The following is a 19,390-nucleotide window of genomic DNA, read 5'->3' as shown; positions in this document are numbered from 1 at the left end:
ACGAAATAAGCCCCTGTCGCATCCGATAAGGTCTATGCACGAGACGCGACTGGCGCATTGGGTGGGATCGACCACCAGGGAGCGAAAGGAGCGGAGGCCGTGCGCCTGGGTCTTCGCACATCGTCAACGATGATGAGGAGAGTCATGAGTTCTCTCGCTAGCGTCGACCCGCAGATCGCCGAGCTCATCAAGGCCGAGGAGCGCCGCCAGTCCGACACGGTCAAGCTGATCGCCTCCGAGAACTACGTGTCGAAGGCCGTGCTGGAGGCCACCGGCACCGTCCTGACCAACAAGTACTCCGAGGGCTACGCCGGCAAGCGCTACTACGAGGGCCAGCAGGTCATCGACCAGATCGAGACCCTCGCCATCGAGCGGGCCAAGGCCGTGTTCGGCGTCAACCACGCCAACGTGCAGCCCTACTCCGGCTCGCCCGCCAACCTCGCCGTCTACATGGCCTTCGCGCAGCCCGGCGACACCGTGATGGGCATGGGCCTGCCGTTCGGCGGCCACCTCACCCACGGCTGGTCCGTCTCGGCCACGGGCAAGTGGTTCAACCCCGTCCGCTACGGCGTCCGCAAGGACACCGGCCGCATCGACCTCGATGAGGTCCGCCAGCTCGCCCTGGAGCACCGGCCGAAGCTCATCTTCTGCGGCGGCACCGCGATCCCGCGCACGATCGACTTCGAGGGCTTCGCCTCGATCGCCCGCGAGGTCGGCGCCGTCCTGGCCGCCGACATCGCCCACATCGCGGGCCTGGTGGCCGGCGGCGCCCACCCGTCCCCGGTCGGCCACGCCGACGTGATCTCCACGACCACCCACAAGACGCTGCGCGGCCCGCGCGGCGCCATGCTCATGTCGATGACCGACGAGCACGCCACCGCACTCAACAAGGCCGTCTTCCCCGGCCTCCAGGGCGGCCCCCACAACCACACCACCGCCGCCATCGCCGTCGCCCTCCACGAGGCCGCCCAGCCGGCCTTCCGCGACTACGCCCACCAGGTGGTGCGCAACGCCAAGGCCCTCGCGGAAGAGCTGTCCGCGCGCGGCTTCGACCTGGTCTCCGGCGGCACCGACAACCACCTCATCCTGCTCGACCTCACGCCCAAGGGCATCGGCGGCAAGCCGGCCGCCCAGGCACTCGACCGCGCCGGCCTGGAGACCAACTACAACACGGTGCCTTTCGACACCCGCAAGCCGTTCGACCCGTCGGGCATCCGCATCGGCACCCCGTCGGTGACGTCGCGCGGCATGGGCGAGGCCGAGATGCGGCAGATCGGCGCCTGGATCGACGAGGTCGTCACCGCCCTCGCCAAGGGCGACGCCGAAGACGTCATCAACCGCGTCCACCACGAGGTCAGCGACCTCACCGCCCAGTTCCCCGCCCCCGGCCTGTAAATCACTTTCATTTTTTTATTACGGCACAGCCTGGCCGGCCCCACCCGCCGACCATGGCTCAGGGCCTCCAGGAGGACGCTTCTAGACCCGCACGGGGTTGACCACCGCAACGGCGCACCCTTGACCGTGTTCCGTGGCCAACCCCGCGCCGGTGCTCGCTTCCCGCCTCCTCGCCCCGCACCGCCTCACTTGTGTGGCGCGGGGGCGGGGCTCCCACACCAGGGCCCCCGCCCCGACCCCGCCCCGCCCCGCCCCCGTGCTTGTGCCTGTGCCGCCCGCACCCGCCCACCTGGCTTGGCTGGGCTCCGTTCGCGTTGCGCCGGGCTCCGCCGCACCCCGTCTCGCCGACGCGGCGCCTGGGGCGTCCCCACCCCCCGTGCCGCCGCCGCGCACTCGCGCGTCCGCACACCCGCGCGAGTCCGGCCGTCCCACACGCCCGCTCGCGCGCCTGCGCGTCCGGGCGCGGGTTCGCCTGCCGCACTCTCGCTCGTCGCCGGTGCCCGCTCCGCCGGTGCCTGGGTCGCTTCCACCCCCGCGCAGCGCCGCACACTCGCGCGCTCGTCCGGCCGCCTTGTCGTGCGTCCCCGCCTATGCCCGGTCGTGTCCAAGCCGTCGTGTGGCGGGGCCCCGGGTTGGGGTGGGTGGGAAGGGGGCGGGCAGGGGGCGCCCCACCGCGCGGGCTCCCGGTGCGCGGTGGGGCGCCTTGCGAGCGGGGTGGGCCGGAGTACCCCGTCGCGGTGGCCGATGCGCGGTCCGGAGGACTGGGACCGTGGATCGGCCGGGGAGGGCCCGCCGGGGGACGGGACCGAATCGTCCCCCGGCGAGGCCTCAGCCGAGGAAGACGTAGTCGGCCCCGTACGGGACCCTGGCTTCCGTGCCCGGCTGGCACGTCCCCGCGGGGGCGGTGCCGCCTGTTGTGTTGAGGCGCAGGATCTGGGTGGCGTGGGCGAGCAGGCCGGTGGGCGCGCCCGCCTGGGTGGCGTCGAGGACCAGCTCCGGGATGTTGGCGCCGTTCGGGGTCTTGGTCACGACGGAGCCGCGCACGGCGCTGCCGTCGGGGGCGACCCATTGCGGCGGCCCGGAGGCGGGGGTGACGAAGGAGTGGTCGATGCCGCGCCGGAGCTTGGCCGTCACGCCGAGCTGGGTGAACCCGTAGCCGCCAGCCGGCAGCTGGGTGCAGGCGTAGATCTGGGCGCCGCGCAGCACGTCGGCGGTGAGGGCGCGCGGGTGGGTGAACGGGTCGCCGGAGAGCTGCCCGCGGACCGCGCCGCCGTCGAAGTCGAGCGTGTGCAGGTTCGCGTAGTACGCCCCGGGGTGGGCAGCGATGCGTTTGGCGACCTGGGTGGTGACCGGCGTCACCCCTGCGACGCCGGTCACGTTCTCGGGCAGCCCTTCGGGGGCCGCGAACAGCTCCGCCGCCACTGCGCCGTTCCTGCCGGGCGCCCCCTTGTGCAGGTGTCCGGCGGTGACGCGGCCGAGCCCGCTCCAGGAGGCGGTGTAGGCGATCGAGGAGCCGCTGGGGCGCAGCCACCACACGGCCTTGCCGTCGGTGTCGCCGCGCTTCTTGCCGTCGTTCTCGGGCACTTCCTGGCGGCCGTCGGCCTGGGCGGAGAGGGTGGCCTGGTCGCTGCCGTGCAGGACGCCGCCGAGGTCGACGGGCTTGCTCAGCCGGTGGAACTGGCCGCGTACGGCGCCCTTGGGGTGGGTGGCGTCGTGCAGGTTGGCGTAGAAGGCGCCGGGGTCGGCGAGGAGGGCCTGGACGAGGTCGTTGCCGGCCCGGACGGTGCCGGTGACGCCGCGCACGGAGGCCGGCAGGGACGAGGCGAGCAGGTCGAGCCGCACGTCGCCGTTGGCGCCCCGGGCGCCGGCGTGGACGTGTCCGGCGGTGGGCGTGCCGATCCTGTTCCAGCGGATGGCGTACGTCACCTCGTTCCCGCTGATCTTGAGGACGACGGTGGAGCGCCCGTCCTTGTCGCCGGGCGTGCCGACCTCGTTCGCGCCGCGCAGGCCCGCCGCGAGGTAGACGTCGTCACCGGACGCCGCGGAGGAGGGGGAGAGCTGCGTCGCGGACGCGGGCACAGCGGGGACGGAAAGTGCACACGCCCCTAAAACTCCACAAATAGCGATCTTACGGATGGACATAGTGAAACCTCTTAAAAGGCTTGATTTTCCGGTCAGTACGGCAGGCAGTACGCGCCGCACCCCGGAGAGGTTCAATCCACCAACCCGTAAATTTCCACATTCGTCGCCACAAGTGGCCCCACATGCGAAAACGCCCTCCCACCAGCGGCGAAGCCGGTGAGAGGGCGGTCCTCAAAGACGCCTGAGGTCAGGCCTGAATGGTGAGCAACTTCTTACCTGCCGACGTGACCACCTCGAAATGATCGATGTCCCGCAAGGGCGTGGCGCTGCCGCCGTGCATGTAGAGCGGATCGGGCGACCCCGGCACTCCGTACCCGGCTGGAGGCACGGACCACCCCGTCATCACCCGTCTGTCGCCCGACTTGCCGACCGAGACCAGCTCGCACTCCAGCGGCCCCTTCACCCCCGAGAGCTTGAGCGCCGCGTGCGTGCCCCAGCCCTTCGACTCGACGACCAGCCCGCCCGTCACGCCTTCCACGCCCTTGCCCTCGATGGGCTTGCCGTCGGCGTAGAACTGCTCGGCGGGGCCCATGTTCGTCCCCATGTGCCCGCCGTGACCCTGGGCGGCCTGCGGCGGGTCGCCGGCCGAGAGCTGCGTGCCGATCGTCAGCCCGCCGGCCACCAGCGTGACCGCCGCCGCCATCCCGATCACGAACGTGCCCCTGCGCGTCCGCCGGTCGGCCGCCTTCTTGCGCCGCAGCAGGTCGACCACGTCGCCCTCGCGGTCAGGCGAAGGGGGGCCGAGGTCCTCCACGGGGCCGATCCCGTGCAGCACGCTCGCCACGCCCGCCAGGTCCGACAGCTCGTACCGGCAGGAGGAGCAGCCGAGGAGATGGGCCTCGAAGGCGAGCCGGTCGTCCTCGTCCAGCAGCCCCAGCGCGTACGCCCCTACGTCCGTGTGCTCGACTCTCGACGTCATGCCTTCACCCCCCTCTCCTCCAGGGCGATGCGCAGCGCGCGCACCGCGTAGTACACACGGGACTTCACCGTGCCCACCGGAATGCCGAGCGCTTCCGCGGCGTCGTTGACCGAGCGGTCCCGCAGGATCGTCTCGTTGAGGATCTCGCGGTGCGCCGGTGACAACGCCTTCAGCGCCTCGGACACGACCACCTGGTGCAGCAGTCCCTCCATCTCGTCCGGCACGGGCACACTCTCCAGCGGTCCGTCGCCCGACTCTTGCGGCCGGGCGTCCCTGCGCCGCCGGTCATCGATCACGATACGTCTGGCGACCGTGGCGAGCCAGGGCATCAGCGACACCGAGTCGGGGTCGAGCTGCTCGGCACTCCGCCAGGCCCGGATCATGGTCTCCTGCACCACGTCTTCCGCCCACTGCCGATCGCCCGCGGTCAGCCGGATCACGAAGGCCAGGAGCGGCCTGTGGTATTCCCGGTAGAGCGCGGACACGACCACCTCGTCGTCCGGGCGTACGCGCCGGATCCAGTGTCGTAAGCGCGGCTTGCCCATCGGGGCGGCTCCCTCGGCCGAGGGCGGGGGATACGTGCTGACGCGCATCATTCCCCTTTCTCAGTCCGTCGGCAGGTGGTACGGCCGGTCGCCCTGGCACGGTTCAACAGATCGCGGAAGTTAATGCGATTGCATCGCCGGGGACACTGTGCGTAGAGTCGCTCCAGACAACTGATCGAGGAGGTGAGGGTTATGCGGGTCTTCCTGTTCAGCGTGCCCTCAGCTTGCCTCCGGGCGTCCCTCTGACCTGCCCGGGCTCTCTTCTCACCCCACTTCCTTCTCGATCAAAGGTTTCACTGCGTTGTCTTACGATCTCGCTCTGCTCGGCTGGACCGCCCTTCGCGCCGCCGAACTGCCCGACGGCACCGTCCCCGGCCGCGTCTCGCGCGTCGACCGCGGCGCCGCAGAAGTGCTCGCCGCCGACGGCCGGCACCACGTCCGATACGCGGCCCACGTACGCCGCGCCTCCGCCGCCGACCCCGTGGCGCTGCCCTGCGTCGGCGACTGGGTCGCGCTCAGCTGGCTGCCCGAGGGCCGCTACGAGCTCGACGAGGTTCTGCCCCGTACGACCGCCTTCGTCCGTGGCGGCGTCAGCCGCGACTCGGTCGGCGGCCTGTCCGGCGACGGCCAGGGCCAGGTGCTCGCCGCCAACGTGGACGTCGTCTTCGTGGCCGAGCCGTCCATGCACTCCACCGACTTCGCCGACCTCGGCCGCATCGAACGCCTCGTCGCGCTCGCCTGGGAGTCCGGCGGCACGCCCGTCGTCCTCATCACCAAGTCCGACCTGTTCGAGAGCGGCCTCGCGGACCTGCTCGCCGACGTACGCCTCGCCGCGCCCGGCGTGGCCGTGCACGCCGTCTCCTCCCAGCGCGGCGAGGGGGTGAGCGTCGTGCGCGAGCACCTGGAGGGCTCCCGCACGGCCGTCATCCTCGGCCCGTCCGGCGCCGGCAAGTCCACCCTGGTCAACGCGCTGGCCGGCGGCGAGGTCATGGAGACCCAGCAGGTACGCGCCGCCGACGGCCGCGGCCGGCACACCACCGTGCACCGGGAGCTGATCCCATTGCCCGGAGGCGGCCTGCTCATCGACACGCCGGGCATCCGCCGCATCGGCCTCTACGACATGGGCGAGGGCGTCGACCTCGTCTTCTCCGACATCGAGTCCCTCGCCGAGCAGTGCCGCTTCGGCGACTGCGGCCACACCGGCGAGCCGGGGTGCGCCGTACTCGCCGCCCTGGAGCGGGGCGAGCTGCCGGAGCGCCGGCTGCAGAGCTGGCGCAAGCTGCAGCGGGAGGCGGTGTGGATAGCCTCCAGGACGGACGCGCGGCTGCGCAAGGAACAGCAGAACAAGTGGAAGATCATCCACAAGGAGATGCGCCGCTCCGGCCGCGCCCGCCCCTGAGCGTGCCCCGGCGCGCCCGCCCGTGATCCACCCCCTGCGCGCCCGCTTGTTGCCCACCCCCTGCGCGCCCGGCCGTGCCCCGGTCGGGCGCGCCCGCCCTCGCCCCGCGTGCTCGTGTCCCGCCCAGGCTGGGCAGGAGGGCGTCGACCTCCTCCTCCAGCACCAGGTGCTGGTGAGCGTGGAGCGAGCGCTCCCCGGTGGCCTCCCTTGCGCGCCCGCCTGGCGAGATTCGGGTGGGTACGCAGCCCGGGGCGGGGGATGGGTGGCGGGCGGGGAGTGATGGCCGGTGGGAGCGGCGGGCGTGAGCGGGTAGGCACAGGTCATGGAGCTCTTCGCAGACCGGGCCGACGCGGGCGCGCAGCTCGCAGAACGGCTGCGGGACGCGCACGACCCCGTGATCCTCGCCCTCCCGCGCGGCGGCGTCGCCGTGGCCGTGCCCATCGCGCGCAATTTGGGCGCGGTGCTTGACGTGCTCGTCACCAGGAAGATCGGCTACCCGCCCACGCCTGAGCTGGGGGTCGGGGCGATCGCGGAAGGCGGCGAGCCGGTGTTCGACCTGCCGCTGCTGCACCGCCTGGGCATGACCACGGAGGACGTCGCGGACGTGGTGGCGCAGGAGCGGCAGGAGCTGGCCCGGCGGGTGCGCGCCTACCGCGGCGACCACCCCTTGCCCCCGGTGGAGGGCCGGGAGGTGATCGTGGTCGACGACGGCCTGGCCACGGGCGGCACGGCCCGGGCCGCGCTCAGGGCGGTCGCCACGCTCAAGCCCGCCAAGGTGACCCTCGCCGTGCCGGTCGGCGCCCGCGACACCGTCCGGTCGATGCACGAGGAGGCCGACGAAGTGGTGGTGCTGCTGACGCCGCTCGACTTCAGAGCGGTGGGCCAGTGGTACGAGCGCTTCGACCAGCTCAGCGACACGGACGTGCTCCGCCTGCTCGGCCGCCAGACGTGAGAGGCGCTGGGCTGCCGGGCGTGAGAGGCGCTGGGCCGCCGGACGTGAGACGTGCTGCGCCTGTTGGGACGCGCGGCGGGGTCGGGTCAGCCCGCGATGAGGGCCCAGACGATCTTGCGGGTGCCGTCGGGGGAGAGCCAGCCCCATGCCGTGCACAGGGCGTCGACCAGCCGGAGCCCGCGCCCGTACTCCGAGAAGACGTCGGGGGCGGCCGCCACCGGCACGGTCTGGCTGTAGTCGGTGACCACGCACGCGAGCTCGGCCCGATGCGCGAGCAGCCGGAGCTGCGCGGCGCCGCCGCCGTGCCGCATCGCGTTGGTGACCAGCTCGGAGACCACCAGCTGGGCGTCGAAGGCGTGCTCGGTCGTGCCCCACGAGGCGAGCGTCTGATCGACGAACTTGCGGGCCGTCGCCACGCAGGACGGCTCCAGCGCCGTGCCGCGGTGGAACGGGAACACGGCGTCGCATTCACCGGCATGCCCGTCTACCAGGACGGAGGAAAGCCATCCTGGTGGCCGGGCACCGATGGCGGCTTGCGGCCGAGCGTCGAAAGTCGTCATTCTGGCCCCCGAAGCGCGGTCTGGTGATCCAATACCCATCTTTACGGGGAGTGCTTACCGATGCAAGACTTTTCGTAGTTTACGGATGCGAATCGCATCTGCACGTGCAGACGCCCTAGGAGCGGTGGAGTGAGCGCAGAAAGCGCGGAAGGGAAGCTTCTCAGCTATTCGCCGGGAAGCCCGACGGTGCTGCGGATCCTGCTGGGAACGCAACTGCGCAGGCTTCGCACGGAGAAGGGTATCTCGCGCGAGGACGCGGGGTACTCGATTCGGGCATCTCATGCCAAGATCAGTCGGTTGGAGCTCGGTCAGGTCAGCTTCAAGCAGCGTGACGTGGCCGATCTGCTCACCCTCTACGGCGTCACCGACCCCAAGGAACGCGAGCCGCTGCTGGCCCTGGCCAAGCAGGCCAACGCCCCCGGCTGGTGGCACAAGTACGGTGATCTGCTGCCGCCGTGGTTCGAGGTCTACATCGGCCTGGAGGGCGCCGCGGCCGGCATCCGTACCTATGAGAACCAGTTCGTCCCCGGCCTGCTCCAGACGCCCGCGTACGCCAGGGCGGTGATCGAGCTGGCGCACGAGAAGGCGTCGGAGTCCGAGCTGGAGCGCCGGGTGGCGCTGCGCATGACGCGGCAGAAGCGGCTGGAGAGCGGCCTGACGGTGTGGGCGGTGATCGACGAGGCCGTGGTGCGCCGCATGCTGGGCGGCCCCGAGATCATGCGCGAGCAGATCAAGCACCTGCTGGACGTCACGGCCGAGCGCAACATCACCGTGCAGATCATGCCGTTCGAACGGGGCGGCCACGCGGCGGCCGGCGGCCCGTTCAGCATCCTGCGCTTCCCGGAGCGCGAGCTGCCCGACGTCGTCTACATGGAGCAGCTCACCAGCGCCCTCTACCTGGACAAACCCGCCGACTCCGACCACTACATGGAGGTCATGGACCGGCTGAGCATCCAGGCGGAGGAGCCCAAAGCGACCAGACGCTTCCTGGAACGCCTGATTTCCGGATGAGCTGCTGATTTCCCTGTGATCCACTCCATACCGTGATTTTTGGTCGTCCGGTATATGGAGCACATCATGTTGCCGTATTGTCACCTCGCAAACGCGGATGCACGTGCATCCGTAAGATCGCGAGGAGCTGCCCCCATGCACGAGTTCCGGAACGGAACGCCCGCCGGCCGCCTTCCCGTCGTCTGGCGCAAGAGCAAGCGGAGCAACCCCAACGGCAACTGCGTCGAAGTCGCGAACCTGCCCACGGGGGAGATCGCCATGCGTAACTCACGCTTTCCCGAAGGACCCGCGCTGGTCTACACCCGTGCGGAGATCACCGCGTTCGTCCTCGGGGCCAAGGACGGCGAGTTCGACGACCTCATCGTCTGACGCCGTCGCACGCTGCTTGAGCCTGCTCTGAAGCTGTCCGAGCCTGGCCGCAGGCGTCCGAGGGTGTCCGAGGCCGTCCGAGTCCCGGATTACGGTCACGTCCGCACCGGGTTTCGGTCACGGCTGCTCGGACGGCAGCGCGTTGTGCCAGCGCCAGCGCGTCAGGCGGGCGCGGTCGGGAAGATCGGCGCGGCCCGTGGCCCACAACAGCGTCGTCCAGGGGTCGGTGTCCCGCGGGGCGTCGGGGAAGAGGCGGGCCAGGACACGGGCGCACACGCCGGCGGGCGGATCCCAGGCGAGACCGAGGCCCTCGGCCAGGTCGTGCACGTGGACGAGGGCCTCGGTGAGACCCATGCACGCGGAGGCCGTCGCGTCCGCCGGGCCGAAGCCGTGGTGGGCTCGGACGTGCGGCGGCGCGGTGCGTACCATCGCGACCAGCAGCGCGCCGCTCGCCTGGAGCACCTGCAGCAAACCCGTGACGCCCGCGGCGCGGTCGGCGTGAATGCTGTTCGCGGGGCCGCCCGGCCTGCGGCTCTCCAGGATGAACGGCACGTTGACGTCCAGGGGTGGCGTCGTGAGGCCGAGTTGCGCGGCGTAGGCGAACAGGTCGTCGGCCAGGTGCTCGGTCGTTTCCCAGCACGTCCACTCCAGCGAGCCCGCCCTGGCGTCCCAGGCGGCGGGCTCCTTGGCCTGCTGAAGGGTCTCGACGGCGAGGCGGACGATCTCTTCCAGGTCGGCCGCGGCGGTCTCCGGCGAGAGCCGCGCCGCCGATACGGCTTCCGTCCTGGGCGTGGGCGAGGGCTGCGGTGAGGACATGGCAGGCAACCCTATCGACGAGCGGCCACCGCTCCCGACCGGCCCGCCGCCCGCCGCCCTCACGAAGCCGCCCGTCGAGAGACCGCTGCGCCGGAAGAGGCCGCCCGTCGAGAGACCGCCGCGCCGGAAGGTCCCGCCCGAGAAGCCTCGCGCCGAGAGGCCCGCGCTCTGAGAGATCGCGCTGGGAGGCTGCTGCTCCGGGAAGAGCCGCCTTGCGTGGAGAGGGGCGCTGCCCTGAAAACTCGCTGCACCGAAAGGCCCGCCGCCCGAACAGCCGCGCCACGAGAGGCCGTGCGCTGGGAGGCCGCCGGGTTCGATGGGCCGGCGGCCGGGTGGGGGTCAGTGGTACACGCGGGGGTCGGCCTTGAGGCTGTGGGTCAGCCGGACGGTGATGAACTCGTTGTCGTCCGGCTTGCCGGGCGTGCGGCCGTTGGAGAAGGGGAAGTTGTTGTCGTCCAGGACGCCGAGCGTGCGGTCGTCGAGGATGATCACGTCCTCGATCGTCTGGAACGGGAAGCGGAACGTGCCGGGCGTGCCGCCCAGCCCGCGCGGGTCGGCGAGGTTCAGGAGGTCGGCGACGAGGGTCTTGTCGAGGGCGCCGTCCCGGTCGCGGTCGCGCTTGTCGGCCAGGTAGATGCGCTTGACCTTGGCGGCGTCGCCCTGGCCGTTGTCCCGCTCGATGATCAGGAAGCGGTTCTCGTCGACGGCGATGGCGTCGCCGATGGCGTGGGAGGGGTCCTCCAGGCGGTACGTCCACCGCCGGTCGGTGTAGGCCCGTTTGCGCAGGTCGAACTCGTACATGCGCAGCGTGCCTGCCGGGTCGCCGCTGACCGTGCCCTCCAGCAGCGGGTAGAGGCGGCGGCCGTCGACGCCCCTGGCCATGCCCTCGAAGCCCTTGCTGCTGGCCAGGTTGGGCTGGCCGCCGTTCAGGGCGGGGTTCTCGGGGGCCTGGACGCCGGGCAGGGCGACGGGCGCCTCCATGAGGCGGCCCTTGTGGTCGAAGTGCAGCAGGAACGGGCCGAACTCGTCGCCGATCCAGTACGTGCCGTCCGTGGCGCGCACGATGGACTCGACGTCGAAGTCGGCGCCGGTCAGGGTGCGATCCTGGCGGGTGAGGGCGAAGGGGACGAGCCCGCGCGGGTCGGTCAGGTTGAAGCCGCCGAGCACCTGGACGGTCCTGGCCCTGAAGTCCGGCTTGATCCGGTGGACGCGCAGGAGGAAGTCGGAGCTGTTGGCCTTGTTGCCGTAGCCGTTGTCGGACAGCACGTCGAAGGTGCCGTCGTGGCGGCGCGCGATGCCGCTGAAGCCCTGCACCGGCTGGCCCGCGAACGGCGGGGTGACGCCGTTGACCGGCGCGGTGCCGAGCGAGGAGCCCGACGGCTCGCTGCCGGGCACGAAGGTCAGCGCCGGGAGGGAGGCGAAGCCCGTCAGCGTGGCCTGCCCGTAGGAGGCGGGGGAGTCTCCGGGCCGGGCGGGGTCCGCGACGGCGGGGACGGCTGCCAGGCCGAGGGCCAGCGCGCCCGCGCTCATCAGGATGGCGATGCGTTTCATGCCGGGCACACTAGGGCGGCCACATGACGCGGCCCCGAACGTACGGCAACCGGCGGTGACCACCAGATGTCGGATGCCTACGGAGAAACCCGGTGCCTACGGAGAAGCCCGGCGCCTATGGAGAGAAGCCGGTTTCTACGGATAAGCAGGGGCGCCTACGGAGAAGCCGGGTGGCTACGGGTGAAACAGGAAGACTTCGCCACCGCGGTTGGCTCCCGCGGTCGGCGAAGTCGTGTGCTGGTGTGACCATTCAGGGCCTGATCAGGCAGTTGCCCCGACCGGGTTCACCAGAGCCTGGCATGGATGTCCAGGCTCCGGCTCATCGGGACAACTGCGTGATCACGCGATGATGGTGATTGCTGCCGGGTGTGTCAGGCGGCGGAGATGCCGGCGCTGGCCGCGCGGCGCATGCGACGGCGACGCTCGCTGGCCCGCTCGTCCTCGTTGAGACCGCCCCACGTGCCGTACTTCTCCGGCCGGGACAGCGCGTAGTCAAGGCACTCGTTGCGGACGGGGCACTGGGCGCAGATCGCCTTGGCCTTCCGCTCTCGTACGTCACGCTCGGGCTGCCGCTCCCCATCGGGGCCGAAGAAGAGCACGAGGTCCTCACCCCGGCACGCGGCATCATCCTGCCAACCCCAGCTGGGGCGCGGGCGGGCGAGCTGCCGACGTACCTGAGACATGAGAAAACCACCTTCGTGAGAGGTATTTCGGTAATTGAGCCGCATTGGACGCTTTTGGCGTCACTGTTCCAACGCAACGTCGGGCCGTGATGTTCCCTGTTCAGGCGAGAGCGGGCGTGGCGTACCGCACAGGCGTGAGCCTGTCCAGCGAAACCAGCCGGTAGGTGGTGATCGTCTCGGCGCAAGCCGTACCACACGGCGCTGTGAACGCCGATGGCTCAACCACAACCTGGAGCCGGACGTCGCCGCAGCGCACAATGGCTTCGGTGACGTCGCCGTCCGTCCTGGAGGATTCCACGGCCACCGCGCCGACGGAGCACTCTCCCGTATGGGCTCGGGCGAAGTGCTCGACGGCCTGCAATGGCTCAGGGATGCCTGCGCGTCCCCGGTAGCGGTCGAGAATGATCTCGCCCGACCGGTACGCGTTAGCCGCTGCCGATGCAGCAGCCTGAGACATGCTGCCGTAGAAAATTCCGTGTGGCAAGCACACGAGGTTGGCGGCGTAGCGATCGCCGCCAACGTGTGACGTTTCCCACACTCTGTCCGGCAAGATTTCGGCCAGGGACCGAGCGAGGGGTAGTCCAATGCGGGCGCAGCACACATTGCGCTTGGCGTGCGTGCAGACCAGAAATACCGGCTCGTCTTCAAGTATGCAGGACTCCGGGACCACTCCGGCCACGAGCGCGTCCAGGTCAAGATCGTCAGGACCTGCGATGACGCCCTGCGCCACCCAGGGGTGCTCGCCTGCCGCGTAGGCCAATAGCACACGGATCCCCTGCTCCCGTGGGCGGGTCCGCCTGCCCGGGCGGCGGATCAGCTGGGGCCTGATACCGCGTTCGAGCGCGCGCCGGACGAGTTTCGAGATTTCTTCAGGAAGTTCGCAGTTTTCGAGGCGCGAGGGCCATGCTCCGGTGTATTCGACGAGTAGCCACAGCCGGGCTCCCACGGTGGCGCTGGCGAGTGTGGGCAGCCCGCCGGTGTGGCACCCCGCCGGATGTTCGCAGCCCTTCTGCTCGCAGCCCCTGGCCAACGCTTCCGCCCCCTCCTCGATCACTTAGGTGAGACTAACCTAACGGATCGGCGGGTTTACGCGCGGGAGAACCGGTCCAGTACGTCCCGTGTCGCGGGCAGCGCACGGTCTCTATCCCTTTTGACCAGCCCGATCCTGGTCCGGCGGTCGAGCAGGTCGCCCTCGTCGAGCGCGCCCTCGTGCAGGACCGACCAGAGCAGCTCGCCCTGGGTGAAGCCGAGCCCGACCTCCTCCGGGTGCCCCAGGACCAGCTCGTGCACGGCCGCGGCCTCGGAGCCGTACCGCTCGGCCAGGCGGAGCGGCACCCCGGACGGGCGCGGGCCCGCCCCCACGAGCGCGATGCGCCGCGTGCGGCACCGGCCGGCCCGCAGTTTCGCGGACGAGACCGCACGATCCACCGCGTCCTCGGCCATCCGCCGATATGTCGTCAGCTTGCCGCCCACCACGGTCACGACGCCGCCCTCCGAGAGCACCGCGTGCTCCCGGGACAGGTCCGCCGTCCTGCCATCGGCCGCCAGAAGGGGCCTGAGGCCCGCGTACGCGCCCGCGACCGCCTCTTCGGTCACTGGGACCTCAAGAACCCCGTTCAGTACCTCCAGGAGCGTTCTGACGTCCTCCGGCGGCACTTCGGGAACGTCCGGCACCGGCCCGTCCACCGGCTCGTCCGTCAGGCCGACGTAGACGCGGCCGTCCGGCTGGGGCAGGACGAGCGCGAACCGGTTGCTTTCGCCCGGGATGGGCACGTGCATGCCCGCGATCAGCCCCGGCAGCGTGCCGGGCTCCAGGACGAGGTGGCTGCCGCGCGACGGGCGCAGCTTCACCTGCGGATCCAGCGTGCCCGCCCACACCCCGGTCGCGTTGATCACCACCTTCGCCCTGATCGTGAACTCCTCGCCCGTCAGCTCGTCGCGTGCCTGCGCGCCCTGGCCGGTCAGGCGCAGCGCGCGGCAGCGGGTCAGCACGCGGGCCCCGCGCGCGGCGGCGGTGCGCGCGAGCGCCACCACCAGGCGGGCGTCGTCGAGCAGCCGCCCGTCCCACGACAGCAGCGCGCCGCGCAATCCGTCGGTACGCAGGATCGGCGCCAGCGTGTGGGCGCGGGCCGCGTTCAGCCGCGTCGGGCCGGGCAGCAGGCGGCGCGGGGTGCGCGCGGCGGCCCGCAGCCCGTCGCCGAGCCGGTAGCCGCTCATCACCAGCGCCGCCTGCCGCCGCGAGACGGCCGGGGTCAGCGGCAGCAGGTACGGATGCGCCTTCACCAGGTGCGGAGCGGTCCTGCGGAGCAGGATCCCGCGCTCGACGGCGCTCTCGTAAGCCACGCCCACCTGCCCCTTCGCCAGGTAACGCAGGCCGCCGTGCACCATCTTGGAGCTCCACCTGGAGGTGCCGAAAGCCAGGTCGTGCGCGTCGATCGCCGCTACGCTCAACCCTCGGGACACGGCGTCGAGCGCGGCTCCCGCGCCGGTCGCGCCGAGCCCCACCACCAGCACGTCCGCCCGTTCCTCCGCGACCCGGCGCAGCTCACGGGAGCGTCTGGCGGCGTTCAGCGAGCTGTCCAAGATAGGCCTCCAGCAGGGCGGTGAGCTCGGCGTCGAGCTCGTCCATCGTGACGGGGTCGAGCATGGTCGGCGCCGACAGCAGGAACGACTGGGCCACCAGCAGCACCGCCCTGGCCCTGGCCGGGTCGCCGACGGCCGGCTCCAGCACCTCCAGGATGGCGTCGTGGCTGGCGCCCCGCCGATCCAGCAGGTACGGCACGAGCAGCTCCGGGTCCGCCTCCACGATCTTGCGCCACAACGGGTGCTCGCGCAGCCCCCGAACGCCCGCCACGACCGCACGTACGGGATCGGACAGGTCGAGCCCGGCCACCACCCGCACCCACTCCCTGGTCATCAGGTCGGCCACCAGCGTGCGCACGTCGGGCCAGCGCCGGTAGATCGTCATCCGGGACACGCCCGCGCGCCGCGCCACGTCCGTGAGCGTGGTCCGGCGCACGCCGTAGGCGAGCACGCAGTCGCGCGCCGCGTCCAGAACACCGTCATTGTGACGAATCGACGTCATGTGTCACAGTGTAAGCGTGACTGGAGAACCGATGTCGTGGTCGGGGTGGGGCGACCCCGCCAAGGCGCGCGAGCTGCCCGAGCCGGTCCTGGCGCTGCTGCGCGACCTGCTCGGCGTGCGCGCGCCCGGCACGCCCGCCGCCGCGCTGGAGGAGGTCGCGCTGCCGCCGGTCGTGCTGCCTGAGCCGGTGCTGAACGCGCTGGCCAAGGTGGTCGGGGAGCAGAACGTGCGGACCGGGCACGAGGACCGCGTCCGGCACACGCGCGGCAAATCCACCCCAGACCTGCTGCGCATGCGGGCCGGCGACGGCTCGGCCGCGCCCGACGCCGTGGTGCTGCCCGGCTCGCACGAGGAGGTGGCCGAGCTGCTGCGGGTGTGCTCGCGCGAGCGCGTCGCCGTCGTGCCCTTCGGCGGCGGCACCTCCGTGGTGGGCGGCCTGGCCCCCGACCGCACCGGCTTCGCGGGCGTGGTCGCGCTCGACCTCGGGCGGCTCGACCGGCTGATCTCCGTGGACGAGGAGTCGATGGTGGCCGCGTTCGAGCCGGGCGTGCGGGCCCCCGACGCCGAGCGGCTGCTCGCCGCGCGCGGCCTCACGCTCGGGCACTTCCCCCAGTCCTTCGAGTACGCCACGCTCGGGGGCTTCGCCGCCGCCCGCTCCAGCGGCCAGGCCTCCGCCGGGTACGGGCGCTTCGACGACATGGTCGTCGGCCTCACCCTCGCCACGCCCGCGGGCACCCTGGAGCTCGGGCGGGCGCCCAAGTCGGCCGCCGGGCCCGACCTGCGCCAGCTCGTGCTCGGCTCGGAAGGCGCGTTCGGCGTCATCACCGCGCTGCGGCTGCGGGTGCGGCGGGCGCCCGCCGAGCGGCGCTACGAAGGGTGGCGGTTCGCCACGTTCGCGCAGGGATCCGCCGCCGTGCGGGCGCTCGCCCAGGAAGGGCCGCTGCCGACCGTCCTGCGGCTCTCGGACGAGACCGAGACGATGATCGGCCTGGCCAAGCCGGACGAGATCGGCTCGGACGGGGCGCGCGGTCCGGACGGAGCCGGCGGCTCCGGTGCGGCGGCCGGCTCAGACGGAGCCGGTGGCTCCGGTGCCGAGGGTTCCGGCGGCGCGGGCTCCGGCGGCGCGGGCTCAGGCGGAGCCGTGGGCTCCGGATGCCTGCTGGTCGCCGGGTACGAGGGCGTGCGGGTCGGGAGCCGGCACGCGGCCGCCTCCGCCCTGCTGGCGCGGATGGGCGGCGAGCCGCTCGGGCCGGAGCCGGGGGAGGCGTGGGAGCGCGGCCGCTTCTCCGCCCCGTACCTGCGCGACTCGCTGCTCGCCGCCGGCGCCACCGTCGAGACGCTGGAGACGGCCGGCTTCTGGGCGAGCCTGCCGCGCCTCTACGACGCGGTCCGGCTCGCCTTGCTCGGCGCGCTCGGCTCGCCGCTCGTCATGTGCCACATCTCGCACGTGTACGAGACCGGCGCCTCGCTCTACTTCACCGTCGTGACCCCGCAGGACGCCGACCCCGTCGCCCAGTGGGAGCGGGCCAAGGCGGCGGTGAACGCGGCCGTCGTCGAGGCGGGCGGCACGATCACGCACCACCACGGCGTCGGCCGCGACCATCTCGACGCCTACGCGCGCGAGATCGGGCCGGTCGGCACGGGCGTCCTGCGCGCGGTCAAGGCCGAGCTCGACCCCGCCGGCATCCTCAACCCGGGCGTGCTCGTCCCGCGAGCCTGAGCCGGCATCCAGGGCCGGGTGCAGGGCCGGGTGCAGGGCCGGGTGCAGGGCCGGGTGCAGGGCCGGGTGCAGGGCCGGGGTGCCCGGCGAGCTCCGAGCCCTCGGCCCGCGCGAGCCAGGAGCGGACCGGGCGGCGGTCAGCCGGGTGGGGGCGGGAGGCGGTCGGCCTCGGCGAGGGTGGCGGCGGCGTCGCCGAAGCGTTGCAGGGCCTCCTGGGCCGCGGCCAGGCGGCGCAGCGAGACCGCCAGCGACGCCCCGCCGATCGACCGGCTGAGCGCCACCGCCTCCTGGGCCAGCGGCAGCGCCTCCGTGGCGCGCCCGCGCGCCAGCATCAGCCGCGCGGTCGTGTTCAGGCAGCGCGCGAGCAGCGGCAGGTGCTCGCCGGGGGACTGCGCCGCCAGCGCCCGGCTCCGCGCGATCGCCTCGCTCGCGCTGTTGATCGCCGCGCTCGCGGCCCAGCGCGGCCGGGACGCGGCGAAGGCGAGCAGACCCTCGATGGCATCCACGGCGGAGGTGCCTTTGCGGGTCGCGTCGTCCGGGCTGTTACGGGTCATGGGAGCCTCCTAGGCGGTCCCAACCGCTTGCTTGGGGGGTGAGGCTACACCATTGCACACCTTGTGTGTTCCGAACGGTACGGAGCGTTCGGGATGCGCAAATGGTAGATCACGGTAAAGATGTGGTCATGGTGGAAGTCGCGGCTGAGCGTGGAAAGCAGGTTTCCTCCCGGGTCTCGGAGGAGGGTGCAGGTTGGGCCTGTGTGCAACCAGGTACATTTGCGCAGCTCAGACCCAACAAGCAAGGCTTTACCTGGTTGAATGTACGTACGCTCTGGCTGTCCCGCAACGAGATCCTGGCCGGGTTGTTCGGGGATCCGTCAGGGGAGGTGCGGGCGCGCTGGGTGGAGTCCCAAGAGGCCCGCGGGATTGATCCGGAATTTCGCATCAAACCGGCTGTCGGCGGTAATTTCAGTTTCCTCCTTCTCGGCGATACGGGAGAAGGCGACGCCTCCCAGTACGCCGTTGTTCCGGGCATGCTGAAACTCGGCGAAGGAACGTCTTTCGCCATCATCGCCAGCGACGTGATCTATCCGACGGGATCGGGCAACGAGTACGGCGACAAGTTCTTCCGCCCGTACCAGGACTACGACGCACCGATCTACGCCATCCCCGGCAACCACGACTGGTACGACGGGCTCGGCGGCTTCATGCGGGTCTTCTGCGACGCGCCGCCGCTCAAGCCGAAGCCGGACCGCGGGCTGCGCGGCCTGCTGTGGCGCAAGCCGGAGACCATCGACGAGGCGAAGCTGGCCGAGGCGCGCAAGCTGCGCGGCAGGCCGTCCCAGCAGGCGACCGGGCAGGCGGCGCAGCCGGGGTCGTACTGGGTGATCGAGAGCGACAGCCTGCTCGTCGTCGGCGTCGACACCGGCATCAGGAACGTCATCGACAAGGGGCAGACGGCCTGGCTGCGCCGGGTCTCGCTCGACCCCCGGCCGAAGATCCTGGTGACGGGCAAGCCGATCTACACCGGCAACGCGTACAAGCCGTCGCCGCTGGAGGGCGGCGGGACGATCGACGACATCGTGCGCGACCCGGCACACCGGTACGTCGCGGCCATCGGCGGCGACGTGCACAACTACCAGCGCTATCCGGTCAAGGTGGGCGACCGGGTCATCCAGTACATCGTGTCGGGCGGCGGCGGGGCGTTCATGCACGCCACCCACACCATCGAGCGCGTGGACGTCGGCGGCGTGCACGAGGATGACTTCAGGTGCTACCCGCTGCGCGGCGACTCGCTGTCCTTCTACAGCCAGCTCTACGCCAAGCGGCTGCGGATGAAGTGGCTCTGCCTGACGCCGACCGAGGCGCTGTGCATCATGTCGCAGCACATCAAGAACGAGCCGGTCAGGACCCCCACGGGGCCGGTGAAGATCACCATGCGGATGCGGTGGGCGGCACGGCTGCTCGGCGCCTGGCCGTGGCCGCTGCGGTTACCGGTGGACAAGGTCTTCCACCGCTTCCTGTCCGAGCTGTCCGACTGGGACACGCCGCCGTTCTTCAAGCAGTTCCTGCACGCCACGGTCACGCCCGAGGAGCTGACCCTGCGCTGCTTCGCCGCCACCGGGTGCCTGGCGCAGGAGCTGGACCCGCCCATGGAGGACGAGGTGCGCATCAGCCTCGACGTGTGACTCCCTGAACATGTGACCGCGTGCGGTTTTGTCGGAGGCGTTTGGCAGGCTTGACCAC

The 19,390-nt window shown here is 71.5% G+C and carries 18 protein-coding genes and 1 riboswitch; of the genes, 7 read left to right on the top strand and 11 right to left on the bottom strand.

Translation table 11 applies throughout. From position 1 onward, the window contains the following. Positions 1–35 precede the first annotated feature (35 nt). Positions 36–118, top strand: a riboswitch (ZMP/ZTP riboswitch). Positions 119–144: 26 nt separating this feature from the next. Further along, on the top strand, positions 145–1,395 hold the full coding sequence (gene glyA / locus KIS93_RS18635) for a serine hydroxymethyltransferase (protein WP_080036398.1): 1,251 nt from the start codon (positions 145–147) through the stop codon (positions 1,393–1,395). A gap of 828 nt (positions 1,396–2,223) precedes the next feature. On the opposite strand, the gene KIS93_RS18630 is transcribed toward glyA, so the two are convergent. The 3 genes from KIS93_RS18630 to KIS93_RS18620 all read right to left on the bottom strand — a co-directional run bounded on the left by KIS93_RS18630 (position 2,224) and on the right by KIS93_RS18620 (position 5,001). Continuing rightward, on the bottom strand, positions 2,224–3,474 hold the full coding sequence (locus tag KIS93_RS18630) for a CHRD domain-containing protein (RefSeq protein WP_186404305.1): 1,251 nt from the start codon (positions 3,472–3,474) through the stop codon (positions 2,224–2,226). A gap of 250 nt (positions 3,475–3,724) precedes the next feature. After that, positions 3,725–4,456, bottom strand: a complete 732-nt coding sequence (locus tag KIS93_RS18625) for an anti-sigma factor family protein (RefSeq protein ID WP_080036400.1) — start codon at positions 4,454–4,456, stop codon at positions 3,725–3,727. Next, positions 4,453–5,001 carry a sigma-70 family RNA polymerase sigma factor gene (locus tag KIS93_RS18620; protein ID WP_186404304.1) on the bottom strand — a complete coding sequence of 183 codons (549 nt, stop codon included), beginning with the start codon at positions 4,999–5,001 and terminating at the stop codon, positions 4,453–4,455. The genes KIS93_RS18625 and KIS93_RS18620 overlap by 4 nt, the downstream gene beginning before the upstream one ends. A 301-nt stretch (positions 5,002–5,302) precedes the next feature. Between KIS93_RS18620 and rsgA the strand changes: the two genes are divergently transcribed. Together rsgA and KIS93_RS18610 are read left to right on the top strand one after the other, a co-directional pair. Continuing rightward, positions 5,303–6,400: a ribosome small subunit-dependent GTPase A gene (rsgA, locus tag KIS93_RS18615; RefSeq protein WP_080036401.1), complete on the top strand. Its 1,098-nt coding sequence runs from the start codon at positions 5,303–5,305 to the stop codon at positions 6,398–6,400. Between the two features lie 322 nt (positions 6,401–6,722). Then, the gene (locus KIS93_RS18610) at positions 6,723–7,352 is read left to right on the top strand and encodes a phosphoribosyltransferase (RefSeq protein ID WP_080036402.1); all 630 of its coding nucleotides are present in this window, start codon (positions 6,723–6,725) and stop codon (positions 7,350–7,352) included. A gap of 86 nt (positions 7,353–7,438) precedes the next feature. Here the strand turns inward: KIS93_RS18610 and KIS93_RS18605 are convergent, their stop codons facing one another. Then, on the bottom strand, positions 7,439–7,810 hold the full coding sequence (locus tag KIS93_RS18605; RefSeq protein WP_222107521.1) for an ATP-binding protein: 372 nt from the start codon (positions 7,808–7,810) through the stop codon (positions 7,439–7,441). A 288-nt stretch (positions 7,811–8,098) separates the two neighbouring features. Between KIS93_RS18605 and KIS93_RS18600 the strand changes: the two genes are divergently transcribed. Continuing rightward, positions 8,099–8,923, top strand: coding sequence for a helix-turn-helix domain-containing protein (locus KIS93_RS18600; protein ID WP_186404341.1), 825 nt, complete (start codon positions 8,099–8,101; stop codon positions 8,921–8,923). Positions 8,924–9,058: 135 nt separating this feature from the next. Continuing rightward, positions 9,059–9,292 carry a DUF397 domain-containing protein gene (locus KIS93_RS18595; RefSeq protein WP_080036405.1) on the top strand — a complete coding sequence of 78 codons (234 nt, stop codon included), beginning with the start codon at positions 9,059–9,061 and terminating at the stop codon, positions 9,290–9,292. Positions 9,293–9,409: 117 nt separating this feature from the next. Here the strand turns inward: KIS93_RS18595 and KIS93_RS18590 are convergent, their stop codons facing one another. The 6 genes from KIS93_RS18590 to KIS93_RS18565 all read right to left on the bottom strand — a co-directional run bounded on the left by KIS93_RS18590 (position 9,410) and on the right by KIS93_RS18565 (position 15,427). Beyond that, positions 9,410–10,108, bottom strand: a complete 699-nt coding sequence (locus KIS93_RS18590; RefSeq protein ID WP_222107520.1) for a hypothetical protein — start codon at positions 10,106–10,108, stop codon at positions 9,410–9,412. A 339-nt stretch (positions 10,109–10,447) separates the two neighbouring features. Next, positions 10,448–11,659, bottom strand: coding sequence for an esterase-like activity of phytase family protein (locus KIS93_RS18585; protein ID WP_080036406.1), 1,212 nt, complete (start codon positions 11,657–11,659; stop codon positions 10,448–10,450). Between the two features lie 371 nt (positions 11,660–12,030). After that, on the bottom strand, positions 12,031–12,342 hold the full coding sequence (locus KIS93_RS18580) for a WhiB family transcriptional regulator (RefSeq protein WP_080036407.1): 312 nt from the start codon (positions 12,340–12,342) through the stop codon (positions 12,031–12,033). A gap of 100 nt (positions 12,343–12,442) precedes the next feature. Further along, positions 12,443–13,396, bottom strand: a complete 954-nt coding sequence (locus KIS93_RS18575) for a sucrase ferredoxin (protein ID WP_230465940.1) — start codon at positions 13,394–13,396, stop codon at positions 12,443–12,445. A gap of 32 nt (positions 13,397–13,428) precedes the next feature. Continuing rightward, entirely contained in the window at positions 13,429–14,925 is a 1,497-nt protein-coding gene (locus tag KIS93_RS18570) for a glycerol-3-phosphate dehydrogenase/oxidase (RefSeq protein WP_080036408.1), read from the bottom strand. Further along, complete coding sequence (locus tag KIS93_RS18565; protein ID WP_080036409.1) at positions 14,888–15,427, bottom strand: TetR/AcrR family transcriptional regulator; 540 nt, start codon at positions 15,425–15,427, stop codon at positions 14,888–14,890. Before KIS93_RS18565 ends, KIS93_RS18570 begins: the two co-directional genes overlap by 38 nt. Positions 15,428–15,458: 31 nt before the next feature. On the opposite strand from KIS93_RS18565, the gene KIS93_RS18560 reads away from it, so the two are divergent. Beyond that, positions 15,459–17,147 (top strand): FAD-binding oxidoreductase, encoded by a 1,689-nt coding sequence (locus KIS93_RS18560; protein WP_080036410.1) that lies wholly within the window; start codon positions 15,459–15,461, stop codon positions 17,145–17,147. A gap of 137 nt (positions 17,148–17,284) precedes the next feature. On the opposite strand, the gene KIS93_RS18555 is transcribed toward KIS93_RS18560, so the two are convergent. Next, positions 17,285–17,701, bottom strand: coding sequence for a hypothetical protein (locus KIS93_RS18555; RefSeq protein ID WP_080036411.1), 417 nt, complete (start codon positions 17,699–17,701; stop codon positions 17,285–17,287). A 257-nt stretch (positions 17,702–17,958) separates the two neighbouring features. Between KIS93_RS18555 and KIS93_RS18550 the strand changes: the two genes are divergently transcribed. Continuing rightward, positions 17,959–19,332 carry a metallophosphoesterase family protein gene (locus KIS93_RS18550; RefSeq protein ID WP_246005317.1) on the top strand — a complete coding sequence of 458 codons (1,374 nt, stop codon included), beginning with the start codon at positions 17,959–17,961 and terminating at the stop codon, positions 19,330–19,332. Positions 19,333–19,390 lie beyond the last annotated feature (58 nt).

This window comes from [Actinomadura] parvosata subsp. kistnae (assembly GCF_900323885.1).
In the GTDB taxonomy this organism is placed as follows: Bacteria; Actinomycetota; Actinomycetes; order Streptosporangiales; family Streptosporangiaceae; genus Nonomuraea; species Nonomuraea composti.
This window is presented reverse-complemented; position numbering and strand designations above follow the sequence as displayed.